Below are 24,334 nucleotides of genomic sequence, written 5' to 3'. Positions count from 1 at the left end.
TTCCATTCATTCATCAATGCGAACATAATTAAGCCCGAGTCAACCGATTATTGCCGCCTGTTGCGAATAACATCGAATGAACTTCTTTCACAACCCGTTCAGGCGTTAAGCCAACTTCATTCCGCTGTTCCTTAATGCTACCATGTTCGACGAAGCAATCAGGAACCCCAATTGGCTTCACTCTCATATCGTAAACGCCATGGTTAGCATACCATTCCAGTACAGCACTACCTAAACCTCCGATTGCCGAGCTTTCTTCCAACACGATTACCGGAATGCGATCCTTCCCTAGCTGATGCAGCATCTCGTCATCAAGCGGCTTAACAAATCTCGCATTAATCACTCGAATACGAATGCCTTCTTTTCGCAACAACTCTGCTGCTTCCTCTGCAACCTGCACCATCGGACCGATAGCCAGCACAGCCGCTGAATCTCCATTCCGAACGGTTTCCCACGTTCCTATTGGAATCGGGCTCAATTCGGTGTCCATTGGTACCCCTACAACCGCATTACGCGGATAGCGAACGGCAATCGGGCCTGCGTCATAATCAACAGCCGTCTTCATCATATGACGAAGCTCATTCTCGTCCTTCGGCATCATAATGACCATATTAGGGATATGACGCAAGAATGGTATATCATATACCCCTTGATGCGTCTCCCCATCTGGGCCTACGAAGCCCGCTCGGTCAATTGCAAAGATGACATTAGCTTGTTGACGGCAAATATCATGTACAACCTGATCGTACGCTCGCTGCAGGAAGGTTGAATATACCGCAAATACAGGCTTCATTCCTTCCATAGCCATAGCAGCGCACATCGTTGCTGCATGCTGCTCTGCGATACCTACATCAATCATCCGGTTCGGATACAGCTTCTCGAACTTCAAGAGTCCTGATCCGCCTGGCATTGCAGGTGTTACTGCCACGATTCGCTCGTCTTGCTCAGCGAGCTCAATGAGCACATCACTGAAGATATCGGTGTAATTCGGCGTGCCCACTGATTTAAGGGGCTGGCCGGATTCAATCTTATAAGGTGTTGCTCCATGCCATTTATGGGAATCGGCTTCAGCTGGTGAATATCCTTTCCCTTTGCGGGTTACAACATGGACGAGAACCGGTCCATCGATACGGTCTGCCTGCTGGAAAATGTCCAGGAGCTTATCAATATCATGACCGTCTACAGGGCCAAAATATTTCAAGCCGAATTCTTCGAACAGCATGCCGGAGACGACTAGGTATTTCAGTCCGTCCTTCACGCGTTCTGCCGTTTTAGCCAGCTTACCGCCAATAGCCGGAATTTTTTTGAGCAGCTGTTCAACTTCTTCTTTGGCTTTTTTATAGTTGCGGTCAGAGCGAATTTTACACAAATAATTATGTAATGCTCCTACATTTGGCGCAATGGACATTTCGTTGTCATTCAGCACAACCATCAACTTGCGCTTTTCATGCCCGATATGGTTCAATGCTTCCAGCGCCATACCGCCTGTGAGCGCACCGTCTCCAATGATTGCGACTACCCGATTATCCTGACCTTGCAGGTCACGGGACAATGCCATCCCCATTGCGGCGGACAAAGACGTACTGCTGTGTCCGGCTTCCCATACATCGTGTTCGCTCTCTGCACGCTTCACAAAGCCGCATAAACCTTTATATTGGCGCAATGTATCGAACTGATCCTTGCGTCCTGTTAATATTTTGTGAACGTAGGCTTGATGGCCAACGTCGTATAACATTTTGTCCTTCGGGCTGTCATAGTAATAATGCAGGGCAAGCGTTAGCTCAACAATCCCCAAGTTAGATGCTAGATGACCTCCGGTCACTGCCAGCTTTTCAATTAAGAATTGACGAATTTCGGCCGCTAGCGGCTCCAGTTGCTCCTTAGGCAACTGCTTCAAGTCGCTAGGTTGATTAATCTGTTCGAGCAGCACGGGATTTCCCTCGCTTTCGTTGTTTCGATTTGCTGCGTTTCAACGGTGAAGAATGAAATATTGAACTTCGTCTCCAACACGTAGAAACACTTCCCAATTAGCAGGACGATCGGAGTGGCGTAATAAATAGCAAAGGATTTTCCGAGTGCCTTCCCGCCAACCGTCAATGCTGATACGAGTCCTGTGAAGACAACGCTCGTTACCGTCTTCATTACTGCGGAGTCAGCATCCATCGAATATAACAAGTTCGTAACGACTATTGCTGTGGCCGACCCACTGATTACTCCAGTCATATCGCCGATCACGTCATTACAGAAATTGGAGAATCGGTCTGCGTTACGAACGATTGCGATCGCCTGCTTCGCGCCAGCAACCTTCTCAGAAGCCATGGCGTGAAAAGGTGTCTCCTTCGCTGCCGCTGCAGATAACCCCATCATATCAAAAAACACTCCGATGAGCACGAGTAGGAGCACGATCACCATCCCGATGCCCCAGCCTACTCCCTCCAGCATCGAAGTCGATACGACGGAAAAAATAGCAGCTAGAGCAAATGTGACGATGAAAATAAATACGCTCCACCGAACGGAATGTTTGAAAGAGAATTTCATTGTATGTGATGTTCCATCCTTTATGTGTTAGAACTGTCTGATCAGTTACGTAAAGTTAAGAGTGGCAACTTCTAAAGTAAACGCTGTGGCTTAGGTCAAGTAGGTTTTCCCAGATGCTCGCCTCCTCGTCGCCGAGCAGGCCGTTTCCAATTAAGAGCGCCTTGACGTTGTCGCCAATCGCCAGACTGAATTACCACTTAGTCCACACTATAATCCTTAAGAAGCTTCACGCCAGTGAACAGTCTAGGAGTTTTCCTCGGGCAGCCCTGAACCAACCCCTAGCCTCTTTTGCAAGCCAGATTTCATACGGCATACGATTCATGCGTTCTTTGGCCGTGCCCTTTAGCGAATTTTTAGGCCCGCCTTCAGCGTTGGTAGGCCGACTAGAATACTGCACCACTCTACGCAAGGCCTATTATATCATAAACAGTGCCTAAATACTCGCCAATTAATGGTCTCGCTTCATCAAATAATCTGCCATGCCAACCAATAGCTCAGGTTTTTGGAACCCTGCATTCGCAATTGCAGCCTTCGCTTCCTCAGTCAAGCGTTCCACTTCCTGTTTCGATTCTTCAAGGCCGATGAAGTACGGATAAGTAACCTTCCCGCTCTTCTCATCGCTTCCCTTCGGCTTACCCAGCATGGCTTCATCTCCGATGACATCCAAAATATCATCTTGAATTTGAAAGGCGAGCCCAAGCTTATAACCATAGGTCGTCAGCGCTTGCAGCTGCTGTTCCGATGCGCCACCAATCCGCCCGCCTGCGCGAAGGGAGCATACAATAAGATCACTTGTCTTATGCAGATGGATGTATTCCAGCTGATCCAACGTCGTAATCCCTTGCTCACCGAGCATGTCAGCAGCCTGCCCGCCGACCATCCCGTTCATCCCTGCATACTCTGCCAATTCCTCTACAATAGACAAGGATACCTCAGCTGCAACACCATGCTGGCGTGTGCTCTGCACAATACAGTGGAAAGCCTGCGTCAACAGACCGTCTCCAGCGAGAATTGCCATGGCCTCACCATAGATTTTATGATTGGTCGGCTTGCCACGGCGTAGATCATCATTGTCCATTGCAGGCAGATCATCATGTACCAATGAGTACGTATGAATCATCTCGATGGCACATGCAACCGGCTCCGCTGCTCGTGTGTTGCCCCCTAAGCTATCACAGGCCATTAACACACATACTGGCCGCAGCCGCTTGCCGCCTGCCATTAACGAATAATGCATCGATTGTGTTAGCGGCTCAGGAGTATTGCGCTTGCTGTCCAGCATCTTCGGCAGTATCGATTCAATCCGAGTTGCCTGCTGCTTCACATAATCGGCAAATACTCCGGCCGATTGATAATTAATCAATCGAATCACCCGTCTCCTCTGTTGCATACGGCTGACGCTTCCATTCGCCGTTCTGCTCGGTTACCATCTCTATCTTGCGTTCAACTTGTTCCAGCTTCTCTGAACAAAGCTTAGAGAGCATCATTCCTTCTTGGAACAACTCAATTGATTGTTCAAGAGGAGCGTCTCCGCTTTCTAGTTTGGCAACGATCTCTTCCAACTTATCCATCGCCGCCTCGAAGCTTAATTGTTTAATAGTCTCTTTATTTTCCATGAGAGTTATTCACGCTCTCCTTTCATCGACCATACATGACAATCCAATTGGCCATCCGATAATTTCACCCGCACTACGTCTCCAAGCTGCACTTCTTCGATCGAGCGGATCAGCTTCGCCTCCTGTTCATCATACACAAGACTATACCCTCTTGACATAATCTTAAGTGGGCTAAGCGCGTCCAGCTGTCTAATCATCCCAGCTGCCTCCATCCGCTTCTGCTTCGTGATAGCAGCCATCGACTGAACGAGTTGATGCTGATTGCCATCCAACCGCTTGCGTGCAGCACGCACTTGATGTACTGGCGTCTGTTCACGCAATCGACCACGCAGTTCCTTCCATCGCTGTGAAGATTGGCCTTGGATCAACTGCAACCGGTACGTTAACTGCTCCTGCAGGCGCGCAACCTTATCCGCATGCTTCATCATTAACTGTTCAGGCTTGCGGAACACGGCAGATTGCTGTGCCCGAAGCAACCGTTCCTGGTTCTGATTCAAGAGACGATTCATTGCCGATTGCAGCCTGCGATTTACATGTGTAAGATGCTGCCTGAGCTCTTCCCTGTTCGCGACCGCTAATTCGGCCGCTGCCGTAGGTGTAGGAGCTCGAAGATCGGCTACGAAGTCCGAAATCGTAAAGTCAGTCTCATGTCCAACCGCTGAGATGATCGGGATCGTCGATGCAGCGATTGCTCGCGCAACCACTTCTTCATTGAATGCCCATAGTTCTTCTAGCGATCCTCCGCCGCGGCCCACAATCAGCACGTCCACCTCGCCGCTGCGGTTCATCGCCTCGATCGCCTGAGCAATCGATCCTGCCGCTTGTGTTCCTTGTACTAATACGGGGTATAGCAATACCGCAACACCGGGCTGACGGCGGCGCAGCGTAATGAGGATATCCCGTACAGCAGCACCTGTCGGCGAAGTAATGACGCCGATTGCAGCAGGATAACGCGGGATACTTCGCTTGCGTTCCTGCCCGAACAATCCCTCCGCGTTCAATCTCTCCTTCAACTGTTCGAAGGCCATGAACAGACTTCCAATTCCATCAGGCTGCATATGCAGCGCATAGAACTGGTATTGACCATCCCGTTCATACACCGTAATATTGCCGCGAGCAATGACCTTCGTTCCTTCCTTCGGACGAAAAGCCAGCTTTTGATTGTGCGAAGCAAACATAATCGTACGTATACGGCTATCAGAATCCTTCAATGTGAAATACATATGCCCGCTTGAATGATGTGTGAAGTTCGATATTTCTCCACGAAGCCATACATCCTGAAGCCTCGGATCGCCTTCCATCTTCATGCGGATGTAGCGGTTCACTTCTTTAATTGATAATATTCGTGCATCGTCGGACACATTGTCTGCCCCCTTTCGTTCCCAATGACAGACAGCGCACAACTATTCGTTGTGCGCAATGTGATGTATTCGTTTGGCGGCCTTGAGTGTATTGAACATGAGCATTGTAATTGTCATTGGTCCTACACCGCCTGGTACAGGTGTAATCGGGCCGCAAATTTCCTTCACGTCCTCAAAGTCAACATCTCCAGCCAGCTTACCGTTCTCAAGGCGGTTCATGCCCACATCGATAATGACTGCACCTGGCTTAATATAAGAACGATCCACGAAGTTAGCGCGACCAATCGCAACAACCAAAATGTCTGCCTGTTTTGTAATCTCCTTCATATTGACAGTCCGAGAATGGCACATCGTAACTGTTGCATTCTCACGTTGGAGAAGGAGAGATATTGGTTTGCCTACAATGTTGCTTCGCCCAATAACAACAGCGTGCTTGCCAGCAACGTCAATCTGGTTGCGTTTCAGCATTTCCATAATGCCTGCTGGCGTACAAGGCAATAAAGAGTCATCCCCGATGACCATATTACCGACACTGACAGGATGGAATCCATCCACATCCTTCTCAACGGCAATTGCATCGATGACAGCCTTCTCATCAATATGCTTCGGCAGCGGAAGCTGCACAAGAATTCCGTGAATGGAAGGTTCTTCATTCAAGCGATGAACAAGAGCCAGCAGCTCTTCCTGAGACGTATTTGCCGGAAGACGATGTACTTCCGAATTGAAGCCCAGCTCCAAGCATGTCTTATGCTTGCTGTTCACATATACTTGCGAAGCAGCGTCTTCACCAACGAGAACGACAGCCAGCCCTGGCTGTATCCCTTTGTCCTTCAGCCCAGCGGTCTCCGCCGTAATCTCCTCACGAATTGTACGAGATAATGCCTTACCATCCAATAAAGTTGCTGTTATCATTCTCTGCGCCTCCATCCGAATACTCGACATTGTCATCCAAGCTGAACTTACTTCTATTCTTCTGTTGTCTCTTCCTTTGCAGCTTCCGTAGTAGAAGCTCCGTCCATATCACGCATCATCTGCCCTAGAACTCCATTGACGAATTTTCCGGACTCGTCCGTACCAAAGTGCTTCGCCAAATTGATGGCCTCATTGATCGCTACTTTAGGAGGGACATCATCGCGATATTTCATTTCGTACGTAGCCAGACGAAGGATCTGTCTATCCACTCTGGACAAACGCTCAACGTGCCACCCTTTCAAATAACGTGCCAGAAACTCGTCGATCTCAACGTGATGCTCCCATGTAGCTCGTACCCATTCCAATACATGAGCATGCATGGCTTCCGCATGCTCATGCTTAACACCTATTTCATTGTCTTGTGCAGATTCTTGCACAATCATAGCAACAGCCTGATGTGGCGTTACCTCTGTCATTTCAAGCTGATACAAACTTTGAATAGCCATTTCTCTGGCGATGCGTCTTTTCATGATTTATCCTCCTGCATGTAAAGCATCCGACATGTCGAATTCGTATTCCTTCAATTCACTAGCGCATGCACTCTACTGTTCATTAAGGCAATTGCCAACGTTACTACGATCTTAAGCACTTCGATGCATCTACTTACGATTTATTTGTGAAAAAAATCCTATGAAGCTCCCCGATTCCCTTCCGTCGGCCAGAACCGGCGGTCAAGCAGTCGTTCGGAGCGTCCATAGGACTACTTCAACCTTCTCCAACGTTCAGACATCCACATTCCAATTCGCTGAAATGGGAACAAGGGGCCTAATTTCAGATCCCGCTGTCTGCCGATTGCAAATCCGATGAATACAAGAAGTGCAAAAAATAGCATATCCCAAAAACCAACAATTAGATACAAGATGCCAAAAAAAATGCCCGCCGTGACGCCAAGTAGACGTCCGCCGTGACTCTCCCATATTTCCTTCCACATCGGACAGCTCACCACCTATTCAACGCGCGCTTTAAAGGTTTGCGTCTGCACAATATTTGCAACGTATACCGAAACGTAAGAAACCGGTATTCCGGTAATTTCCTGCACATAATCGCGAACCTGGCGTTGAACATCCTCCGTCATGCTTTGTATCGCCGTCTCCCCGTCCACAACGGTGCGAATCGTGATATCGAGCCCTGATTCATTGGTGCGGATTCGTGCCTTTAAGTCCTTAACACCACGGACGCGCGACGCTGCCTTCAACGCTACGTTCTCGATCGTTTCTATCGATATCTTAATATCACCAATATCGGTGCGTTGATCAATCGATGACATTGACTTCCGCTCACGACGGATAGAAACGTAAACGAAGCGGACGCTAAGCAATAAAATAACGGCCGCAACCGATATTACTGTTGTTTGCAGCCATAGAGGCTGAGTTGGATCAAGCCGCTCGGGAATGAAGCCTAGTGCAGCTAAAATGGCTGCTACCGATAACGAACCAATGACCAAACTATACACAAACAACAACAGTCTGTCTACAATTCTGCTCACGCTTGACGATCCTCCTCATGGAATGGCAGTAAACCCCCTGCCACCAGGAGGGGGTTTACTGCCATCATTATTTCACTCGCGTAGATACTTCCGTTTCTTCCGGTTTCTCTTGCGATTTAAAATGCACGTCATGCACATGCACGTTCACTTCAACAACATGAAGACCTGTCATCATCTCAATGGAGCGCTTTACGTTCTGCTGAATCTCATCAGCAATCACAGGAATGCGACGACCATATTCTACGATGATGTTCACATCTACTGCAGCTTCACGTTGTCCAACTTCAACCTTAACGCCTTTGGACAAGTTCTTACGGCCAAGTAATTCAGCAATACCGCCTGCAAAGCCACCGCTCATACCCGCTACACCTTCTACTTCAATAGTAGCTAGACCAGCGATCACTGCAATCACGTCAGGAGCAATCTGAATATTGCCAAGATCAGTACGCTCAAATTCCGGAATAATCGTCTGATTCATCCGTTACACACTCCTCATTATTTTTTGAAAAGAGGCAGTTCTTGTCCGTCATAATCATAACTATAGCATTTGTCTATTTTTATGACAAATTACTCATGATGACGTTCTAGACTTCATGCTCTTCCAGGAACTTAATATCGAAATCCCCTTGCTCGAACTTCGGATGCCGCAGCAACCGTTGATGGAACGGAATTGTTGTATGAATACCTTCTATCGCGAACTCCGCAAGTGCACGCTTCATACGTTCAATCGCTTGTTCGCGAGTAGGAGCCCACACGATCAGCTTCGCAATCATGGAATCATAGTGTGGAGAAATCACACAACCTGGATATGCTGCGCTATCCACACGTACACCCGCTCCTCCCGGAGGCAAATAGAATTGAATTTGCCCTGCGGAAGGCATAAAGTTGCGATCAGGGTCTTCTGCGTTAACACGGCACTCAATCGCCCATCCATTAAGCTGAACATCCTCTTGTCGGAACGATAATGGATTGCCTTCCGCTACATGGATCATCTCTTGAATAAGGTCAATTCCAGTTATCATCTCGGTAACAGGATGTTCAACCTGAATACGAGTATTCATCTCCATGAAGTAGAAATTGCCGTCTGGACCGAACAGAAACTCCAAAGTACCTGCACCCGAGTAGTCAACAGCGAGTGCTGCGCGTACAGCTGCCTCGCCCATCTTCATACGAATATCTGGCGTCAGCACTGGACAAGGAGCTTCCTCAACCAGCTTCTGACGTCTGCGCTGCACGGAGCAGTCACGTTCGCCTAGATAAGCTGCATTACCATGCTTGTCTGCGATAATTTGGATTTCAACATGCTTCATGCCCGTCAAATACTTCTCCAAATAAACGCCGGCATTACCGAAGGCTCTCTCCGCTTCCTGTTGTGCTGTCGTAATTTGCTTGACCAGCATCTCTTCATCATCCGCAATTCGGATCCCTTTGCCACCGCCGCCGGCAGTTGCCTTAATGATGACAGGATAACCGATATCGCGTGCGATCATAAGAGCTTCTTCGATATTCTCAACGAGACCGTCGGAACCAGGAATGACAGGAACTCCTGCATCCTTCATCGTCTGCTTCGCTACAGCCTTGTCTCCCATACGCTCAATCGCATCGGAAGAAGGACCAATGAATGTAATGCCGCATGACTCGCAAATATCAGCAAAGTCAGCATTCTCCGCCAAAAAACCATAGCCAGGATGTACTGCATCACATTCTGTCAATGTAGCAACACTCATTATATTCGTAAAGTTCAAGTAACTGTCCTTGGAAGATGTAGGGCCAATACAGTACGCTTCATCTGCAAGTCGTACATGAAGTGAATCACGATCGGCTTCCGAGTAGACTGCAACCGTTGCAATTCCAAGTTCTCGGCAAGCACGAATGATACGAACAGCGATTTCACCACGGTTAGCAATTAGAATCTTCTGAAATTTCAATGTTTTAAACCTCCTTGGCTTTACATCTGTTCGGGATGATAGCATCCACTAATCCAGCTTCACCAAGAATAAAGGCTGGCCGAACTCAACCAACTGGCCATTTTCTACAAGAATCTCAACAATTTCGCCTTTGACTTCAGCTAAGAGTTCATTCATCAGCTTCATCGCTTCCAAAATACATACGACCGATTTCTCGTTAATTTTATCTCCCGTATTCACAAATGGAGGCGTGTCTGGTGAAGAAGCACGATAGAATGTACCTACCATCGGAGACACAATCTTATGCAATCCCGCCTGCTCCTTCGTGTCGGCAACAACATCTACTGCTGGCTGTGCAGGAGCTGTCTCAACTGCAGCTGCTGGCTGTGCAGGTACAGTTGGAACCGGGGTATATGTAGGCTGTGCAGGTGCTGGCTGAACACTAATGACTTCAGTCTTGCCGGGCTTGCGAATGGAAAGACGATAACCTTCGTTCTCGATTTCCAATTCCTGCACGGAAGTTTGGTCCAACAGCTTGATCAGTTCTTTGATTTCGCCAATCTTGAACAACATGTTTCACTCCTCGTGACAATTGATAAGTCTCTTATAGCAAGGTAGTTTCATACTGCAAATACATGTCCAAAAAGGGAGCGGTATTCCGCAACAGAGATCCGCAAGGACGCTCAGCGCATGCTGTCTATGCAGAATATAATACCGAATCTGTTCAGCAGTGCGCACAAGTAGCTGTTAAGCTGCATGCATAGCAGAGTGCCGTGTTGCCGCAGAAGAAATGACATATTCGATGCGACAATCCTTGTGATTGAATGCTAGATTCCATGCTGAGAGACCTTCCGTTGCTTTCTCAAAAATAAGCTGTCTTTTTGAACAACCTTCAAAAAAGGACAATCTACAGACGTTAGTATTATAACATAATCGTTCCAAATGGAAAGAGCCCAGTTTGCAACTGGGCTAGATTCGAGTACATTCGCTATTCACTGACATATTCTACAACAATCTTATCTTGTGTCACATTCAAGTCCTTCATGACTTTATCTACTATTTCAACAGCATCTTTGGCTTCAAGCTTATTGCTCTGCACAAGCACTTGATATTTATCATTATCCTGTGTGATGACTGCACTCTGATACTGCTTCTGCAGCTCCGTTTCCAGGTTTGATAATTTCGTCTCATGCTCTTCCAGCTTGCCCATTTCGTCATGGACTGCAGCAGTCTTCTCACTGCTGGTTGAGTTCAGGTCACTCATGAGTTTCTCCATCTCTTGCTGATACTTCTCTGCACGCTGCATTTGCAGTTCTTCAATAGAGCTCCGCTTCATAACACCTTCTGCTTCAACTTTGTCCAGCATCGCCTTCTCTTGGTCTTCCTTCGCAGCAGCGCTAGTCTCATTTCCAGCATTCTTGGCTTCATCGTCCTTGCCAGTGCTTGTCGCAAAAGGATTGGCCCCGTCACTCTTGCTGCTGTTCTCCTTAGCTTCGGATGCAGCGTCTTTGCCATTGACGCTAGGATCAGCACCATGCCCTGTAGATACCTCAGTGACTTTGATTTCCGGCAATTGCCCAACTTCTGTTGCATCACCTTTCAACGTCTGTTCTGAACGTACATTGTCTACCGTTTGCTTCGCTGGAGCTGTTGTGTCCTCCGTGAACAAATAATATGCGGACAATACGACCATCAAGCTCAGCATAGACACTAACCATATCGTCTGTCTTTTCGTATTCATTCTTCATTACCTCCTAGTGTTCATTCAGTTTCTCGTTCAAGCTTACCTATTGAGCAATCTTGCGTGGAACGACCGATATCCGATAAGCCGGTACATTCAAGCCTTTCTCGACAGCATCGACGACCATCTTCTTCACCGTCGCATTCTCTGCCCCTTTCGCAACGACTATGACTCCCCGCACCTTCGGCTTAATGCGCTTCGTCACGATTGGAGCTTGATTGCCCGATGATTCCAGCGTCACGATTTGACCATCGCGCGTATATTGGGTAGTGTGCCGCTTGCCGCCGTTCGAATCTGTCTCTTCGGTCTGCTGCTGATTGTCCTTGAAGTTGCGCTGAACAATCAGTTCCTCTGTGGAGTCGATCGTGACAAGCACATCAACTTGTCCGACGCCGACAATTCCCTCCAGAATGCCTTTGACGCGTGCTTCAAATGACTGCTCAATGGACTCGAATACATTCGGTGAAGCCTTATCAGATGAATTCTTGGTTTCCATCGAGTCAAAGGCCCCGACAGCCGGCGGCTCTTTGTCTGCGCTGCTTTTGCCCCCGAACCACCCTCCATCGCTTCCCTGAGGCTGGAACGAGCCGAACAATATGAGCGCTGCGCCGACAAGACCGAGCAGGAGCAGCCAGCGGAACGAACGGACGCGCTTGGAACCGTTGCTGCCTTTTCCGATCCACGTTTCAATCTGCTGCAACCATTTCGCCAACATGATCGACTCCTTTGTTATCGAATGGACTTGGCTTACTTGTCCTATTTCACCTATATGCTACCGTATAGAAAATATGCTTGTTTTTTCATGATTTTCACCTGTTTGAGCGCATGACCAAAGGATGGCTGTCCTACAGCTTTGGTTCAGCTCGTTTCCACTCCACCTTGATTTGCTCCGCATTCACAATCCAAGAGGTCATCAGTGATCGTATCGCTTGATTCGTAACCTTGCTGCGATACTGTTCGGCCTCTTCCCCCAGCTGTTCAGAGTATCCTGATGCTGGGATTTCCTTGAATTGCTGAGACTGTCCCGTCTCCGGGCCCTCTTGTCCAATCAAGCCTGATTGAATCTGTACTTGATGAACCGGCTTCACAGCCTCCACTGTGCCGTCAGTTTTAACGAAATCTATAGAATCGGTTTCGCTCACAGCAGCCTGTCCGGCAGAAAGAGCAAGCTCTATCCGTTCAATGATTGGTTCCCCCTTCGCATTGCGGGTAAGCCTGACTTGCAACTGCTCCACTTGTACCTGTTCCTCCGAGATGTTCCTCTTCGTACCGTTGGCATTTTGAACACTGTGACGAAAGGCAAGCGCAAGCTGTTCCTTCATCTGACTGCCAATTTCCGCTTCTGCAAGCCGCAGCGCACTGCCTTCCTGCTCACGGGCTAGCAACTCTCCTTGTCTTCGGATTTCGTTTACGCTCGTTGACTGATTTCGCTCTGCGGTTAACGTGGATGACAACGTAGAGCTCCATTCGCTTGCTAATTGATCTGCCAGTCTTGCATCGAACAGCTTAAGGACAGGTGATAATAAGGTTAGTAAAATAATTAAGCTAAGCATTAGCTTGACGTATCGCTGCATCGAGCGATTGGGCAGAAGCAGATCAATGAACGTTGCCAGTAAAATTATCATGATGATCTCTTTCATCCATTGACTTAACCAGCTCATTTCGTTCACTCCATTTCATCCGCGCGGCCTAGCGCATCATAACCGTCACATTGCCTGCCGTAATGAGAATCGTAATTGCTAGAAAGAACATGAGACCGACCGCAGCTAGAGCCGCAAACACATAGATCATGCTCTTGCCGATCGTCTTCAGGCACCCAAGCACAGGGGAATCTCCTAACGGCTGCATAATGGCTGCCGAGGCGTTATAGATTAATGCAAGCGTCAATATTTTGATTGCCGGGAAGGCACATAAAAACAGCAAAATAATGACACCTGACAACCCAACCGCATTTTTTACGAGCAGCGATGCCGAAATGACGGTATCCGTTGCATCTGAGAATGCGCGTCCAATTACAGGAACGAAATTGCCGGTTATATACTTGGCTGTTCGAATAGATACCCCATCAGTGACTGAGCTCGTAGCTCCTTGCACGGAGATCACGCCCAGAAAGATCGTTAACAGAACACCTAGCAATCCCACACTGATGCTCCGCATCAAATTCGCCAGTTGAGTCACCTTGTATTTGTCAGATATGGAACTGACAATATGCAGAATTGCTGAGAAGAATAGAAGTGGAAATACACCGACATAGATCAGTGTTCCGACCAAATGAACCATAAAGATGATGAGCGGATGCATGACTGTAACGGTCACAACATTCCCCATTGAAGCCAGCAGGGTTAGAAGCAAGGGCACCATCGCCATCATAAAGTTAATCATGCTTGATATTGCTTCCTTGGCGAAGCCGATTGCGATCTGGAAGCTGTTAATAGCCAGAATAATGATGACCATGTAAGAAATTGTGTAGGCAATTTTGCTGACTGTGTTGCGCTCGAAGGCGGTCTGCAGCGTTTCCAGCACCATGCTGAATACGACGAGTATGACAATCGTGACAATTAACTTGCCGTTCATAAACACTTCTTGCAGCATAAATTTCCCGATAGCCTTGAACACATTGCTGACTGTCAGCTTCTCACCGCCAGGAAGCAGCAAATCAAAAAAATCTGGCATGGCATCTCTAGGAAAGTAGCCCCCATACTTGACGAGCAGATCATTCCAGTATCGCTCCACTTCGCTCGTCTGTAATCGCTTCGTCTGCTGCTCGATCCATGCTTCTGTTGGGGCGGGTCTTGCGGGCCCTTCTTCTTGCAGCTGCTGCGGCTGTGTCACCTGCTTGTCTCCTATCGCAGGAGCAGCGAATGCCGTACCCACACTAGCGAACAACACGCACAGCAGCAACAGGAGCCATACCCGCTTCCTATAGACCATGTTCCAATGCCGTTCTTGCAATTGAATTCGGTTCATTCGCACTCCACCTTACCTCACGTTAAGCAGGAAGAAGCTTCATTACAGTCTCGATAATGACGCTTATGATCGGGATAGCCAGTACCATAATCAGCACCTTCCCGGCAAGTTCAATCTTAGATGCAATCCCATCCTGTCCTGCATCCCGAACAATTTGAGCGCCGAACTCCGCGATGTAGGCGATGCCAATCATTTTCAATATCGTCTTCAAATAAATGGGCTGAATTCCCGAGCGATCGGCCAAGTCCTCCAGCACTTGAATGACGACTTCGATCTTCCCAATCAAGAATAGAAAAATGGCGATTCCAGCAAAGGTTGAAATGATAAACGCAAACATCGGCTTCTGCTCTTTGACAACCAATACTAGAATGGTCGCCAAAAGTCCGAGTCCTACAACTTGAATGATTTCCACGAAATCACCTGACCTGTATACCTACCGTTATTTTATTGAAACAAGAAGATGGTTTTAATCTCTTGGAATAAGTGATCCAGCAAGCGAACGACCATGAACAAGACCACAACAAAGCCGATGACCGTCACCCAATGAGCCATATCTTCCTTTCCCATTTGCTTCAGCACGGTGTGAATCATCGCGATGATAATACCGATTCCGGCAATTTGAAAAATGGCGCTGACATCTACATTCATCTTCTGGCACCTCAATACATCAAAATTACAACGAGCAAACCAGCTAGCACACCAAGACTGCGAGTCATTTTGCCATAGCGGCTATGATCTTCCCGAGCGCTCCACTCCTCTTGCTCCAGCTGCTTAATCGCAAGCTTGATATGCTTGCTCTGATCCTCTCGATCACTAATTCCAAGCGTAAACCCAAGTTCCTTAATAATTCGGAGGTCTTCCTTCGTTAGCGAGGTATTGCTGCCATATCGTTCCCACGCTTTCTCCCAAGCTTCCCTTGCCGTAAATGATTGTGCTGCGGAATGTTCCATTGCTTGTGATGCGCTGAGGAATATATCGCGCAGTACAGGGGGCATTTGCTGTGCAATATCGTGAAATGCTGCCGATAGCGGGGTGTGCCCGTATATTATTGCGGTTTCCAATCGAGCCAGTGCATGGTGCAGCAGCCGAAGCTGCTTCGGTCTCGCCGCATATGCAGCTGCTTGTACCCACCCTATCCCCGCCGTAGCCGCAACGAGAATTGCTGCTCCTAGCAATTTATACGTGGTACCCACCTCCTCCCTGCACATTCGCTACGATGCTGGGCTGAAGTGCTCGCAGCTTGCCGTCGTACACCTTCCTCTGCCACTGTCTAGCTGTCCTCCGCAGCGTAACAACCCGAGTAAATCCCCCTCCATCAAGCAAGGATGCCATTCCAGGACGTCGAATCACATCCTCTGCGTCCGATCCATGAACAGATGCGATCATCCTTACGCCAGCATGTATGGCCTCTCGCATCGCCTCGTAATCTTCTTCTCTTCCGAATTCATCCACAACAAGCACATCGGGAGACATAGAACGAATAAACATCATTAATCCTTCTGCCTTCGGGCACCCATCTATAACATCTGTTCGATAGCCAAGATGGTAACTAGGCACTCCCTTCGTACAACCGGCAATTTCAGAACGCTCATCTACAATGCCTACCTTAAGCGCCTTCCAGAGTGCCTGAGGATGATTCCAGCAGCCAGAGGAGATAGCCCGAGCCATATCTCGCAGCAGGGTTGTCTTCCCATGCTGTGGAGGGGATACGACAAGTGTGCTATGGATTGTCCGATGCTTGAAATCAAGCAGTTGTGGAATAATGTCGTCGGCTATGCCCATTACTTCTCGGGCAATACGCAAGTTGAAGCCCGTTATATCCCGAAGATGGCTAACCCTTCCTTGCGTCAGCACAGTCCGACCCGCTAGTCCAATTCGATGTCCACCAGCTACCGTAATGAACCCACGCCGAAGCTCTTCCTCCATCGTATACAGCGAATGATTCGTTACATAGTCAAGCAATTGAAGGCTATCTTCGCGGTTAGGACGATAGGCTGTATCAGGCTTATCAGTCAATGTGCCTTCCCTAGTCACAAAATAAAATTCCCCCGCTGCACTGACTTCTAGCGGGCGCTCTTGTCGGATTCTCACTTCTTCCAATTCACCTAAGATGCGTTCAGGCAAGTGCAGCAAGATAGAACGAAGCGCGGGAGGCAGCACCGCTGACCAGCTGTATACATTCATCTCTCCCATCCTCCTTGGGTCATCCTCATTATTTTAAGGGAAATAAGGTGCTACCTTGTGTATCCCATATGTATGACCCTTGTCCGGCAAATATGCACCTCGGTGGGACTAGTACCGATTGATCCCTATACCCCCGTCCACTACTTCTTCAAAATGCCGATAAGCAAGCATGTAACACCAGCAACAATCCAGGCAATCTTCGTCCAGTTCAACTTGTCTGCTATGCCTATCAGCCCAATTGTGGTCGTTGTAATAAGCACGAGCGGCCCTACAAGAGCGAGCAATGAATTAACGGCAAGCGCCTTCTCGGTATCATTTACTTTCAACATAATGAGGGCTACAGCAATCTCCAGAGATCCAGACAGAAAGCGCAGTCCCGCCATACTCGCTACGAACTTATCAATCGTCACCGTTCTCCCCTCCTGTACACAATCATGAATTGGAAACATCAAGCGATCCAAGTGAACGCAGCCTGTACAATACGCATATTGACACATTGTATGCAGGACAAGACTTGTTTAGAGCAGTAGATCGCGAGAATCTGGCAGATAGACGCTGCTCATATAGAGGTTGTTCAAAAAGTCCGCTTTTGATCACGAAGTAAATCATGAAGTGGACTCGGCATCGAATCTTGAATTCAGCCGGGCCTAAGCAGATGCTTACGAAGTATGTTTCCTGCGGAAACATCTCAGGTGCTCATGTACCCAAAACGTACGCTCCGCTCCTCAGGCCCTGGCTTCATCCAACTGAGGCGTTTTGAAAAAACGCACAACGGTAGCATAAGCTTCGGTGCTGAAAACCGGCCTTTTTGAACACGCACATATAGGCAACTAGGCACCTGTCAGGTGAGGTATGCATATATTGACTTCATAGTTTGACTATCTTCATGAGATGAGGGAGATTGTAAACCATGAGCTTCACTGACAACCAAGTTGGCTGTTGGCCGAGTCGATTAATTGATCCAAGCGGAATACGTACTGCGAAGCCGCGTACCACGGGAATGACGATGGTCATGGACAAAGGAATGGGAATGAGCGAATTTACGGATATGCTGGAGCTCGCTCACGAGCACATCGACGTCATAAAGCTGGGGTTTGGAACCTCTGCCGTTACGCCTCTTTCTCTGCTTAGCACCAAGCTGGAAGCCGCAGCACGTCATGATGTTATTGTCATTCCTGGAGGTACGTTTTTAGAAATTGCTGTCGCGCAAGGCATGGTGGATGCTTTTTTTCATATGATGAGAGTGACTGGTTTTACGGGAGTTGAGGTGTCGGACGGCACAATCACATTAACCCGCAAGGAGCGGAATGCGCTCATCCGCCGCGCTAGCGAGGAAGGACTGCTTGTTTGTACAGAGTATGGCAAGAAGGATAATTCAACACCATTTGTTCTCTCCGATATCGTAGAGACCTTTACAGAAGATCTTGCTCACGGAGCCGAATGGATGACACTTGAGGGAAGAGAATCTGGTGTGGGGGTTGGCGTGTATGATTGCAGCGGCAGTTGTGATACCTCATTGGTCAATCGTATTGTCTCCGCAGTGCATACGCCTAGCCGACTGATGTGGGAAGCTCCACACAAGGAGCAGCAGGTTGAAATCTTGCGAACGGTTGGTTTGCAGGCGAATATCGGCAACGTATCCCCACATGACGTTATTGCCTTCGAAGCACTCCGCAGAGGACTGCGTTCAGATACAATGAGCGCCATGGTTCAATCTCAATACATGATCTAATTGTTCGACACACGTAACCAGAAATATAAAAAAAGGGGGGGGAACCAACATGCATATCGATGTCATTCTTAGCGTAAACGAGGCACGAGCAATAGATTTGACACATCGCACGGTGATTGTCATCGACGTACTTCGTGCAACAAGCACGATCATCACTGCCCTTCATTATGGCGCTTCCGGCGTCATTCCCGTTGAGACGGTATCCCAAGCCAAACAAATTGCCAAAGATGAGGATGTATTAGCTGGGGAACGCTACTGCAAAAAAATATCAGGATTCGACGCAGGGAACTCCCCTTATGAATACATGTCGAACAGCATAGAAGGCAAGCGAATCGTGCTAACAACTTCAAATGGTACGCGTGCCATCCAGAAAGCATTGAAAGCAGACTATATATTAGCCGGAGCAATCATTAATGCGCAAGCTACTGCACATGCTGCATGCAAACTGCGCAAGGATGTGGCATTGCTCTGTTCAGGCGCACAAGATGAATTCGCCTTCGAGGACGGCCTATGCGCCGGACTTATAATTGCGGAGCTGCAACGCTGTATGGGTAATGCAAACGAACTAACCATGAATGATGTCGGATATACCGTTCACAGCTCCTATCAGTATTATGCGAATCGCATTCCAGAAGCGCTTCAACAATGTTCGGGCGGCAAGAAACTATGCAAGCTTGGCTTCGCAAAAGATGTAGAGTTCTGTGCAACGGTCAATACGTATTCACTCGTCCCCATTCTTACAGACAACCACACGATGAAGCCGTTTATATCATCATAAACGTCACAATTACGAGCAAGGCGCCAGACGGTCTATGTTCTAAAGCAGAGGGGCTTGTTCATACATTGAAAATGACTACAGCATATCAGCACGATGGTATGAACAACTCTCTCTTGAGGAGCATGATACATGAATGGTGAATTTGTACTCGTTACGCTCATACTCATAGGTCTCGTTAGCCGATCTCCAATTATTACGACTGCCGCATGTATTTTGCTAATCGTTAAGCTTGTCCATTTAGAGCGCTATCTTCCCACCATTGAACGTCGGGGATTGGAGTTCGGATTATTATTTCTTACCATTGCCGTGCTTGTTCCCTTTGCGGCAGAGCGAATCACTACCCACGATCTATGGTCAGCCCTATCTTCCTGGCCGGGTATGATGGCACTTGCGGGCGGTGCTATTGCCACCTCTATGAATGGCAAGGGACTGGAGCTATTAAAAAACGATCCGCAAATGATTGTCGGCCTAGTGGCTGGGTCAATCATCGGGATCGTTCTACTGCGCGGCATTCCGGTAGGGCCATTAATGGCCGCCGGTATAACCGCACTATTATTGCAAATAAGCAGGTGGATTATTGATAAGTTCTAAAATATGCAGTCCATCCATTATCTACGGTCTTGAGGACCGCCTACGAATGCTGTTTCCATTGTGTCCAAGCCATAGCCTGTATGAAGAGCTCGGATAATATCATGCAGGTTATCAGCTGCCACAACACAGGATACTTTAATTTCAGAGGTGCTCACCATTTTAATGCTGACTCCCGTCCGGGAGATGATGTCGAACATTTTAGCAGCAACACCCGGATGGCTAACCATACCAGCCCCTACGATCGAAATTTTCACCAAATCTCGCTCCGATGTAACTTCACGGTATGGAACCTCACCGCGAATGTTCTCAATAACGGATACTGCTCGCTCACAATCAGCAAGTGCTGTCGTGAAGGAGAAGTCTGCCTCACCGTTTAATACACCGCTCTGTACAATAATATCTACATCTATATGTTCATTTGCAAGCGCTCCGAATACCTTCGCCAATACTCCCGGCAAATCAGCGACGCCCAAAATGCTAATACGCGCTACATTCTTATCATATGCGATGCCACTAACGACTACACCCTGTTCCATTGTAGCTTCCTCCTTCACGATTGTCCCCTCATTGTAGTTAAAGCTGGATCGAACAACAAGACACACTGAATTGTGCTTGGCGTATTCTACTGCACGCGGGTGCAGTACGGCTGCCCCTAGGTGAGCCAGCTCCAGCATTTCGTCATAGGATATTTCCTTCAGCTTCCGGGCACAGTTTACGATTCGAGGATCTGTAGAGTATATGCCGTCAACATCCGTATAAATCTCACATACATCCGCCTGAATAGCAGCAGCCAGCGCAACGGCTGTCGTATCCGAGCCTCCACGGCCTAATGTTGTTATTTCTCCGACTTCCGACATCCCCTGGAATCCAGCCACAATTACAATCTGACCTTCCTGCAGTGCATTCTTCACCCGTTCAGACTGTATGTCGACAATACGTGCCCTGCCGTATGTACCGTCTGTTCGGAAACCAGCCTGCCATCCGGTCATAGACATCGCCTGGTGACCAAGCTGATGGATGGCCATGGATAACAGCGCTACCGAGATTTGCTCGCCTGTCGTGAGCAGCATATCCATTTCACGCGCAGGAGGATTCTCATTCAAGCTTTTCGATTGATCGATTAATTCGTCCGTCGTGTCTCCCATTGCTGATACAACAACAACACACTTGTGGCCTTCTTGTTTTTTTTCTACGATTCGTTTGGCAACCCGCTTCATTCTCTCAATATCTCCTACTGAGCTGCCTCCGAACTTCATGACGTATAGTGCCACACTGACTCACTCCCACCCTATGAACTAGAAATGCTTGCACTTTCTTTTAATAGCATATTATAGCACAATTTTACCAATGCGGTACGTTAAATTATAAAAGCCCCGAATGCACAGGGCACTCAGGGCTTATTAAAAATCTTATTCAATAATTAGGCACGAGAAATGTACTTGCCTTCGCGTGTATCGATAAGCAGTACATCGCCTTCGTTGATGAAGAGTGGCACTTGAACGTTCAAGCCAGTTTCCACTGTTGCGTTCTTCGTTGCACCTTGAGCCGTGTTGCCTTTAACTCCTGGCTCTGTCTCAACTACCTTAAGCTCAACGTTGTTCGGCATGTTGATACCAAGGATTTCACCTTTATAGCTTACGATGTTAACGATCATGTTGTCCTTCAAGAAGTTCAATTCCCATTCCAATTGGCTCTTGTCCAAGGAGAATTGGTCGTAGGACTCATTGTCCATGAATGTATACTCTTCACCACTGTTGTACAGGTATTGTACTTCGCGGTTATCGATTTGCGCACGGCCGATTGTTTCACCTGCACGGAACGTCTTCTCCGTAACGTTGCCGTTACGCAAGTTTTTCAATTTGGAGCGTACGAACGCAGCACCTTTACCTGGTTTAACGTGTTGGAAATCCAAGACTGTAAAGATATCTCCATCTACTTCTACCGTCAAACCTGTTTTAAAATCGTTTACTGAAATCACTCTAAATTCCCTCCTACATGCATGGCAACCCCGATTAACCGTAATGAAATACGTTCGATGCTCAGTGTATCGGTTAGATATCTACTGAACTGCGCCCGTCACTACATGTCTAATACGAGCAGTTGTTTCGTTGATTGTGTTATTATTTCAATCCCGTCTTCCGTAATCACAATATCGTCTTCGATACGTACACCGCCGAATCCTGGAATATAGATACCAGGCTCCACCGTAACGGTCATACCGGGAGTTAACACCGTATCGCTTCCGAATGCCAATCTTGGATTTTCATGAACTTCCATACCCAAGCCATGACCGGTGCTGTGTCCGAAATGGTCACCATATCCGTAACCCTTAATGATGTCACGAGTTAAGGCATCTGCCTCGCGTCCAGTCATCCCCGGACGAATATGTTGAATTGCATTCATCTGTGCTTCAAGAACAATGTTATAAATTTCATGATGCTTGTCAGTCGGCTTACCCAGTACTACCGTACGTGTAATGTCTGAGCAATACCCATTGTACAAAGCACCGAAGTCAAGCTTAATGAACTCGTTGCCTTGGATGATGCGATCACTTGCAACACCATGCGGCAATGCGGATCGTTCGCCAGATGCAACAATCGTATCGAAGGAGCTCGATGTTGCTCCATTCTTACGCATGAAGAATTCCATCTCAAGCGCAATATCCTTCTCGGATACGCCTGGCTTGAGGAAGTTCAGAATGTGGCTGAATGTACGATCCGCAAGCTGAGCAGCATCGCGCATAATCGCCAATTCTCCCTCATCTTTAATCATGCGAAGATCTTCGATCAGCCCAGATACAGGTACAAGTTCGATGCCTTCGAGCTGTCCTTGATATCCTGTATAAGTCGCGAATGCGACGTGATCCTGTTCGAACCCTAGACGACTAATATGCATATCAGACAGAAGCTGCTTCAGCGTATCTGTCATCTTCGCGCCGTGTTCAACAACGTCATAATCAACAGCTTGCTGCGGCGCCTGTGTCATATAGCGGAAATCCGTCAGCAGCACTGCGCGGTCTTGCGTAATCAGCACATAGCCGGATGAACCTGTAAATCCTGTCATGTAACGACGGTTCACCGCACTTGTGATGAACATGGCTTCCAAGCCTTTCATCCCCATTGCTTCTCTTAAACGAGTCAAACGTGATTGGCTCATCTTCTCATCATCTCCCGACTTTGCATTGTTCCGTCACCCTTGAGATTGACCTTCTGCCCGTTGTGAGGACACATACTGATGCAGTGCAGACAATCCCAACTCATAGCTTAATGCTCCGAATCCCGCAATTTGTCCTACCACTACAGGAGCGGTTACAGACACATGCCGGAACTCTTCCCGCTTATGTATGTTGGACATATGAACTTCCACTGTCGGAATGCGAACTGCACTTAATGCATCTCGCAATGCATAGCTGTAATGCGTAAGTGCTCCCGGATTAATGACAATACCGTCGCATGTCCCATATGCCTCATGGATACGGTCTATGAGCGCTCCTTCATGATTGCTCTGGTAGCATTCCATTGAAACGCCCCAAGATGCAGCCATCTCTGTAAGCCGTGCTTCAATCGCAGCCAACGATTCGCTCCCGTAGACACCAGGCTCGCGAATGCCGAGCATATTCAAGTTCGGTCCGTTCAATAACAAGTAACAAGCCATGATGATTCCACCTCTCAAGCGTACCGTCAACAGACGAATCCTCACGTATTTTAACATACGATGCAGAAAATGAGAAGCGTCAATACAGCAAACCCCGCATGACATCGCGCATTTAGCTACATGATCGGTTTAGGCTTGCGTCGCTCTGGGTATTCATGCGCCTCTTCCCCAGAATCACTTCTTGCTGCTGAATGAACAACTCCTTCGCTGGGTACACGGTCAGGCCCTCTATTTCCTGACTTCCCAGATCCCTGTCCTCCACCGCTGGCATAGCCCGATCCCCCCTTCATTTTGAGACGCTCTGCCTCATCGGGTTCACGCTCCTGTTCATTATTGAACTCCGTTGCTACCGTATAGCCGATGAATAATCCCCAGACAAGCATGATACATGATTCTGTCCATATCGTGTTCCATGTTGTCCTCCATACTGGATGCACGAGACCAAGCATAGGCCCGGGTGCAACATATAATAGAACCCACCATACTATCCCATATAGAATTCCAGGGTACGGACCAGGTACTTTCCGTAGGAAAAGTGTATATAGTATGGAAGCTGCGATTGAAAATAAAATGAATGCGCCCCATCCTACTAGCTGGCCTTGGGTAGTGATCAAATATTTATGCGGGTAAAAAGGTTCCGCAATCATCCCAGGGATCACCGAAGTAAAGTGGAAAGTATACGCGAGCCAACGTATCCCGCCCCATATCAGCCCGGCAAAAAAACCGATTTGCACAGAAAACGATAATGGGTCAGTAGGATTCTTCTTACGCTCCGCCCTTGCTTGCCTTTCATTCATTGCCATTCCT

The 24,334-nt window shown here is 48.0% G+C and carries 29 protein-coding genes; 3 read left to right on the top strand and 26 right to left on the bottom strand.

The window, feature by feature from the left end; genetic code table 11:
- Window positions 1-28: 28 nt before the first annotated feature.
- The 21 genes from dxs to RQP50_RS06945 all read right to left on the bottom strand — a co-directional run bounded on the left by dxs (window position 29) and on the right by RQP50_RS06945 (window position 17,182).
- The gene (dxs, locus tag RQP50_RS07045) at window positions 29-1,930 is read right to left on the bottom strand and encodes a 1-deoxy-D-xylulose-5-phosphate synthase (protein WP_072727897.1); all 1,902 of its coding nucleotides are present in this window, start codon (window positions 1,928-1,930) and stop codon (window positions 29-31) included.
- On the bottom strand, window positions 1,894-2,538 hold the full coding sequence (locus RQP50_RS07040) for a hypothetical protein (RefSeq protein WP_394358352.1): 645 nt from the start codon (window positions 2,536-2,538) through the stop codon (window positions 1,894-1,896). Before RQP50_RS07040 ends, dxs begins: the two co-directional genes overlap by 37 nt.
- A 448-nt stretch (window positions 2,539-2,986) precedes the next feature.
- Entirely contained in the window at window positions 2,987-3,928 is a 942-nt protein-coding gene (locus RQP50_RS07035; RefSeq protein ID WP_072727896.1) for a polyprenyl synthetase family protein, read from the bottom strand.
- Window positions 3,894-4,154 (bottom strand): exodeoxyribonuclease VII small subunit, encoded by a 261-nt coding sequence (gene xseB / locus RQP50_RS07030; protein WP_072727895.1) that lies wholly within the window; start codon window positions 4,152-4,154, stop codon window positions 3,894-3,896. The genes RQP50_RS07035 and xseB overlap by 35 nt, the downstream gene beginning before the upstream one ends.
- 5 nt (window positions 4,155-4,159) lie before the next feature.
- A complete protein-coding gene (xseA, locus tag RQP50_RS07025) occupies window positions 4,160-5,515 on the bottom strand; it encodes an exodeoxyribonuclease VII large subunit (RefSeq protein ID WP_072727894.1) in 1,356 nt (451 codons plus the stop codon).
- Between the two features lie 42 nt (window positions 5,516-5,557).
- Window positions 5,558-6,427, bottom strand: a complete 870-nt coding sequence (gene folD / locus RQP50_RS07020; protein ID WP_021261775.1) for a bifunctional methylenetetrahydrofolate dehydrogenase/methenyltetrahydrofolate cyclohydrolase FolD — start codon at window positions 6,425-6,427, stop codon at window positions 5,558-5,560.
- Window positions 6,428-6,480: 53 nt separating this feature from the next.
- Window positions 6,481-6,957 carry a transcription antitermination factor NusB gene (gene nusB / locus RQP50_RS07015; protein WP_072727893.1) on the bottom strand — a complete coding sequence of 159 codons (477 nt, stop codon included), beginning with the start codon at window positions 6,955-6,957 and terminating at the stop codon, window positions 6,481-6,483.
- 230 nt (window positions 6,958-7,187) lie between these two features.
- Complete coding sequence (locus tag RQP50_RS07010) at window positions 7,188-7,418, bottom strand: DUF2273 domain-containing protein (protein ID WP_021252980.1); 231 nt, start codon at window positions 7,416-7,418, stop codon at window positions 7,188-7,190.
- Between the two features lie 15 nt (window positions 7,419-7,433).
- Window positions 7,434-7,973 (bottom strand): alkaline shock response membrane anchor protein AmaP, encoded by a 540-nt coding sequence (amaP, locus tag RQP50_RS07005; protein WP_072727892.1) that lies wholly within the window; start codon window positions 7,971-7,973, stop codon window positions 7,434-7,436.
- A 67-nt stretch (window positions 7,974-8,040) separates the two neighbouring features.
- On the bottom strand, window positions 8,041-8,451 hold the full coding sequence (locus tag RQP50_RS07000; RefSeq protein ID WP_021252982.1) for an Asp23/Gls24 family envelope stress response protein: 411 nt from the start codon (window positions 8,449-8,451) through the stop codon (window positions 8,041-8,043).
- A gap of 106 nt (window positions 8,452-8,557) precedes the next feature.
- Window positions 8,558-9,901 (bottom strand): acetyl-CoA carboxylase biotin carboxylase subunit, encoded by a 1,344-nt coding sequence (accC, locus tag RQP50_RS06995; RefSeq protein ID WP_021252983.1) that lies wholly within the window; start codon window positions 9,899-9,901, stop codon window positions 8,558-8,560.
- A 48-nt stretch (window positions 9,902-9,949) separates the two neighbouring features.
- Complete coding sequence (gene accB / locus RQP50_RS06990; protein ID WP_028533131.1) at window positions 9,950-10,450, bottom strand: acetyl-CoA carboxylase biotin carboxyl carrier protein; 501 nt, start codon at window positions 10,448-10,450, stop codon at window positions 9,950-9,952.
- Window positions 10,451-10,868: 418 nt separating this feature from the next.
- Complete coding sequence (locus RQP50_RS06985) at window positions 10,869-11,621, bottom strand: SpoIIIAH-like family protein (RefSeq protein WP_315744254.1); 753 nt, start codon at window positions 11,619-11,621, stop codon at window positions 10,869-10,871.
- A 46-nt stretch (window positions 11,622-11,667) separates the two neighbouring features.
- A complete protein-coding gene (spoIIIAG, locus tag RQP50_RS06980; RefSeq protein WP_315744252.1) occupies window positions 11,668-12,336 on the bottom strand; it encodes a stage III sporulation protein AG in 669 nt (222 codons plus the stop codon).
- 130 nt (window positions 12,337-12,466) lie between these two features.
- The gene (gene spoIIIAF / locus RQP50_RS06975; protein ID WP_315744250.1) at window positions 12,467-13,282 is read right to left on the bottom strand and encodes a stage III sporulation protein AF; all 816 of its coding nucleotides are present in this window, start codon (window positions 13,280-13,282) and stop codon (window positions 12,467-12,469) included.
- Between the two features lie 28 nt (window positions 13,283-13,310).
- Entirely contained in the window at window positions 13,311-14,588 is a 1,278-nt protein-coding gene (gene spoIIIAE / locus RQP50_RS06970) for a stage III sporulation protein AE (RefSeq protein ID WP_315744248.1), read from the bottom strand.
- Window positions 14,589-14,610: 22 nt separating this feature from the next.
- Entirely contained in the window at window positions 14,611-15,000 is a 390-nt protein-coding gene (gene spoIIIAD, locus RQP50_RS06965; protein WP_021252989.1) for a stage III sporulation protein AD, read from the bottom strand.
- 32 nt (window positions 15,001-15,032) lie between these two features.
- Window positions 15,033-15,236, bottom strand: coding sequence for a stage III sporulation protein AC (gene spoIIIAC, locus RQP50_RS06960; protein ID WP_005546700.1), 204 nt, complete (start codon window positions 15,234-15,236; stop codon window positions 15,033-15,035).
- Window positions 15,237-15,247: 11 nt separating this feature from the next.
- Entirely contained in the window at window positions 15,248-15,781 is a 534-nt protein-coding gene (gene spoIIIAB, locus RQP50_RS06955; protein ID WP_315744240.1) for a stage III sporulation protein SpoIIIAB, read from the bottom strand.
- The gene (gene spoIIIAA / locus RQP50_RS06950) at window positions 15,765-16,772 is read right to left on the bottom strand and encodes a stage III sporulation protein AA (RefSeq protein WP_021252991.1); all 1,008 of its coding nucleotides are present in this window, start codon (window positions 16,770-16,772) and stop codon (window positions 15,765-15,767) included. Before spoIIIAA ends, spoIIIAB begins: the two co-directional genes overlap by 17 nt.
- A 140-nt stretch (window positions 16,773-16,912) precedes the next feature.
- The gene (locus RQP50_RS06945; RefSeq protein ID WP_021252992.1) at window positions 16,913-17,182 is read right to left on the bottom strand and encodes a YqhV family protein; all 270 of its coding nucleotides are present in this window, start codon (window positions 17,180-17,182) and stop codon (window positions 16,913-16,915) included.
- Between the two features lie 500 nt (window positions 17,183-17,682).
- On the opposite strand from RQP50_RS06945, the gene RQP50_RS06940 reads away from it, so the two are divergent.
- From RQP50_RS06940 to RQP50_RS06930, 3 genes are all read left to right on the top strand, one after another.
- Window positions 17,683-18,504 carry a phosphosulfolactate synthase gene (locus tag RQP50_RS06940; protein ID WP_315744236.1) on the top strand — a complete coding sequence of 274 codons (822 nt, stop codon included), beginning with the start codon at window positions 17,683-17,685 and terminating at the stop codon, window positions 18,502-18,504.
- A gap of 49 nt (window positions 18,505-18,553) precedes the next feature.
- A complete protein-coding gene (locus RQP50_RS06935; RefSeq protein WP_072727885.1) occupies window positions 18,554-19,282 on the top strand; it encodes a 2-phosphosulfolactate phosphatase in 729 nt (242 codons plus the stop codon).
- Between the two features lie 129 nt (window positions 19,283-19,411).
- The gene (locus RQP50_RS06930) at window positions 19,412-19,873 is read left to right on the top strand and encodes a DUF441 domain-containing protein (protein WP_021252995.1); all 462 of its coding nucleotides are present in this window, start codon (window positions 19,412-19,414) and stop codon (window positions 19,871-19,873) included.
- A 17-nt stretch (window positions 19,874-19,890) separates the two neighbouring features.
- Here RQP50_RS06930 and RQP50_RS06925 read toward each other — a convergent pair whose 3' ends face one another.
- The 5 genes from RQP50_RS06925 to RQP50_RS06905 all read right to left on the bottom strand — a co-directional run bounded on the left by RQP50_RS06925 (window position 19,891) and on the right by RQP50_RS06905 (window position 24,324).
- Window positions 19,891-21,144 carry an aspartate kinase gene (locus RQP50_RS06925; RefSeq protein WP_021252996.1) on the bottom strand — a complete coding sequence of 418 codons (1,254 nt, stop codon included), beginning with the start codon at window positions 21,142-21,144 and terminating at the stop codon, window positions 19,891-19,893.
- A gap of 149 nt (window positions 21,145-21,293) precedes the next feature.
- Window positions 21,294-21,851, bottom strand: a complete 558-nt coding sequence (efp, locus tag RQP50_RS06920) for an elongation factor P (RefSeq protein ID WP_021252997.1) — start codon at window positions 21,849-21,851, stop codon at window positions 21,294-21,296.
- A 101-nt stretch (window positions 21,852-21,952) separates the two neighbouring features.
- Window positions 21,953-23,029, bottom strand: coding sequence for a M24 family metallopeptidase (locus tag RQP50_RS06915; protein WP_021252998.1), 1,077 nt, complete (start codon window positions 23,027-23,029; stop codon window positions 21,953-21,955).
- Window positions 23,030-23,062: 33 nt separating this feature from the next.
- Entirely contained in the window at window positions 23,063-23,527 is a 465-nt protein-coding gene (gene aroQ, locus RQP50_RS06910; RefSeq protein ID WP_072727884.1) for a type II 3-dehydroquinate dehydratase, read from the bottom strand.
- Window positions 23,528-23,643: 116 nt separating this feature from the next.
- The gene (locus RQP50_RS06905) at window positions 23,644-24,324 is read right to left on the bottom strand and encodes a YqhR family membrane protein (RefSeq protein ID WP_072727883.1); all 681 of its coding nucleotides are present in this window, start codon (window positions 24,322-24,324) and stop codon (window positions 23,644-23,646) included.
- Window positions 24,325-24,334 lie beyond the last annotated feature (10 nt).

The sequence above is a fragment of the Paenibacillus suaedae genome (assembly GCF_032337355.1).
In the GTDB taxonomy this organism is placed as follows: domain Bacteria; phylum Bacillota; class Bacilli; order Paenibacillales; family Paenibacillaceae; genus Paenibacillus_B; species Paenibacillus_B suaedae.
The sequence above is the reverse complement of the archived record's forward strand: the minus strand, read 5'-3'. Positions and strand labels throughout refer to the sequence as shown.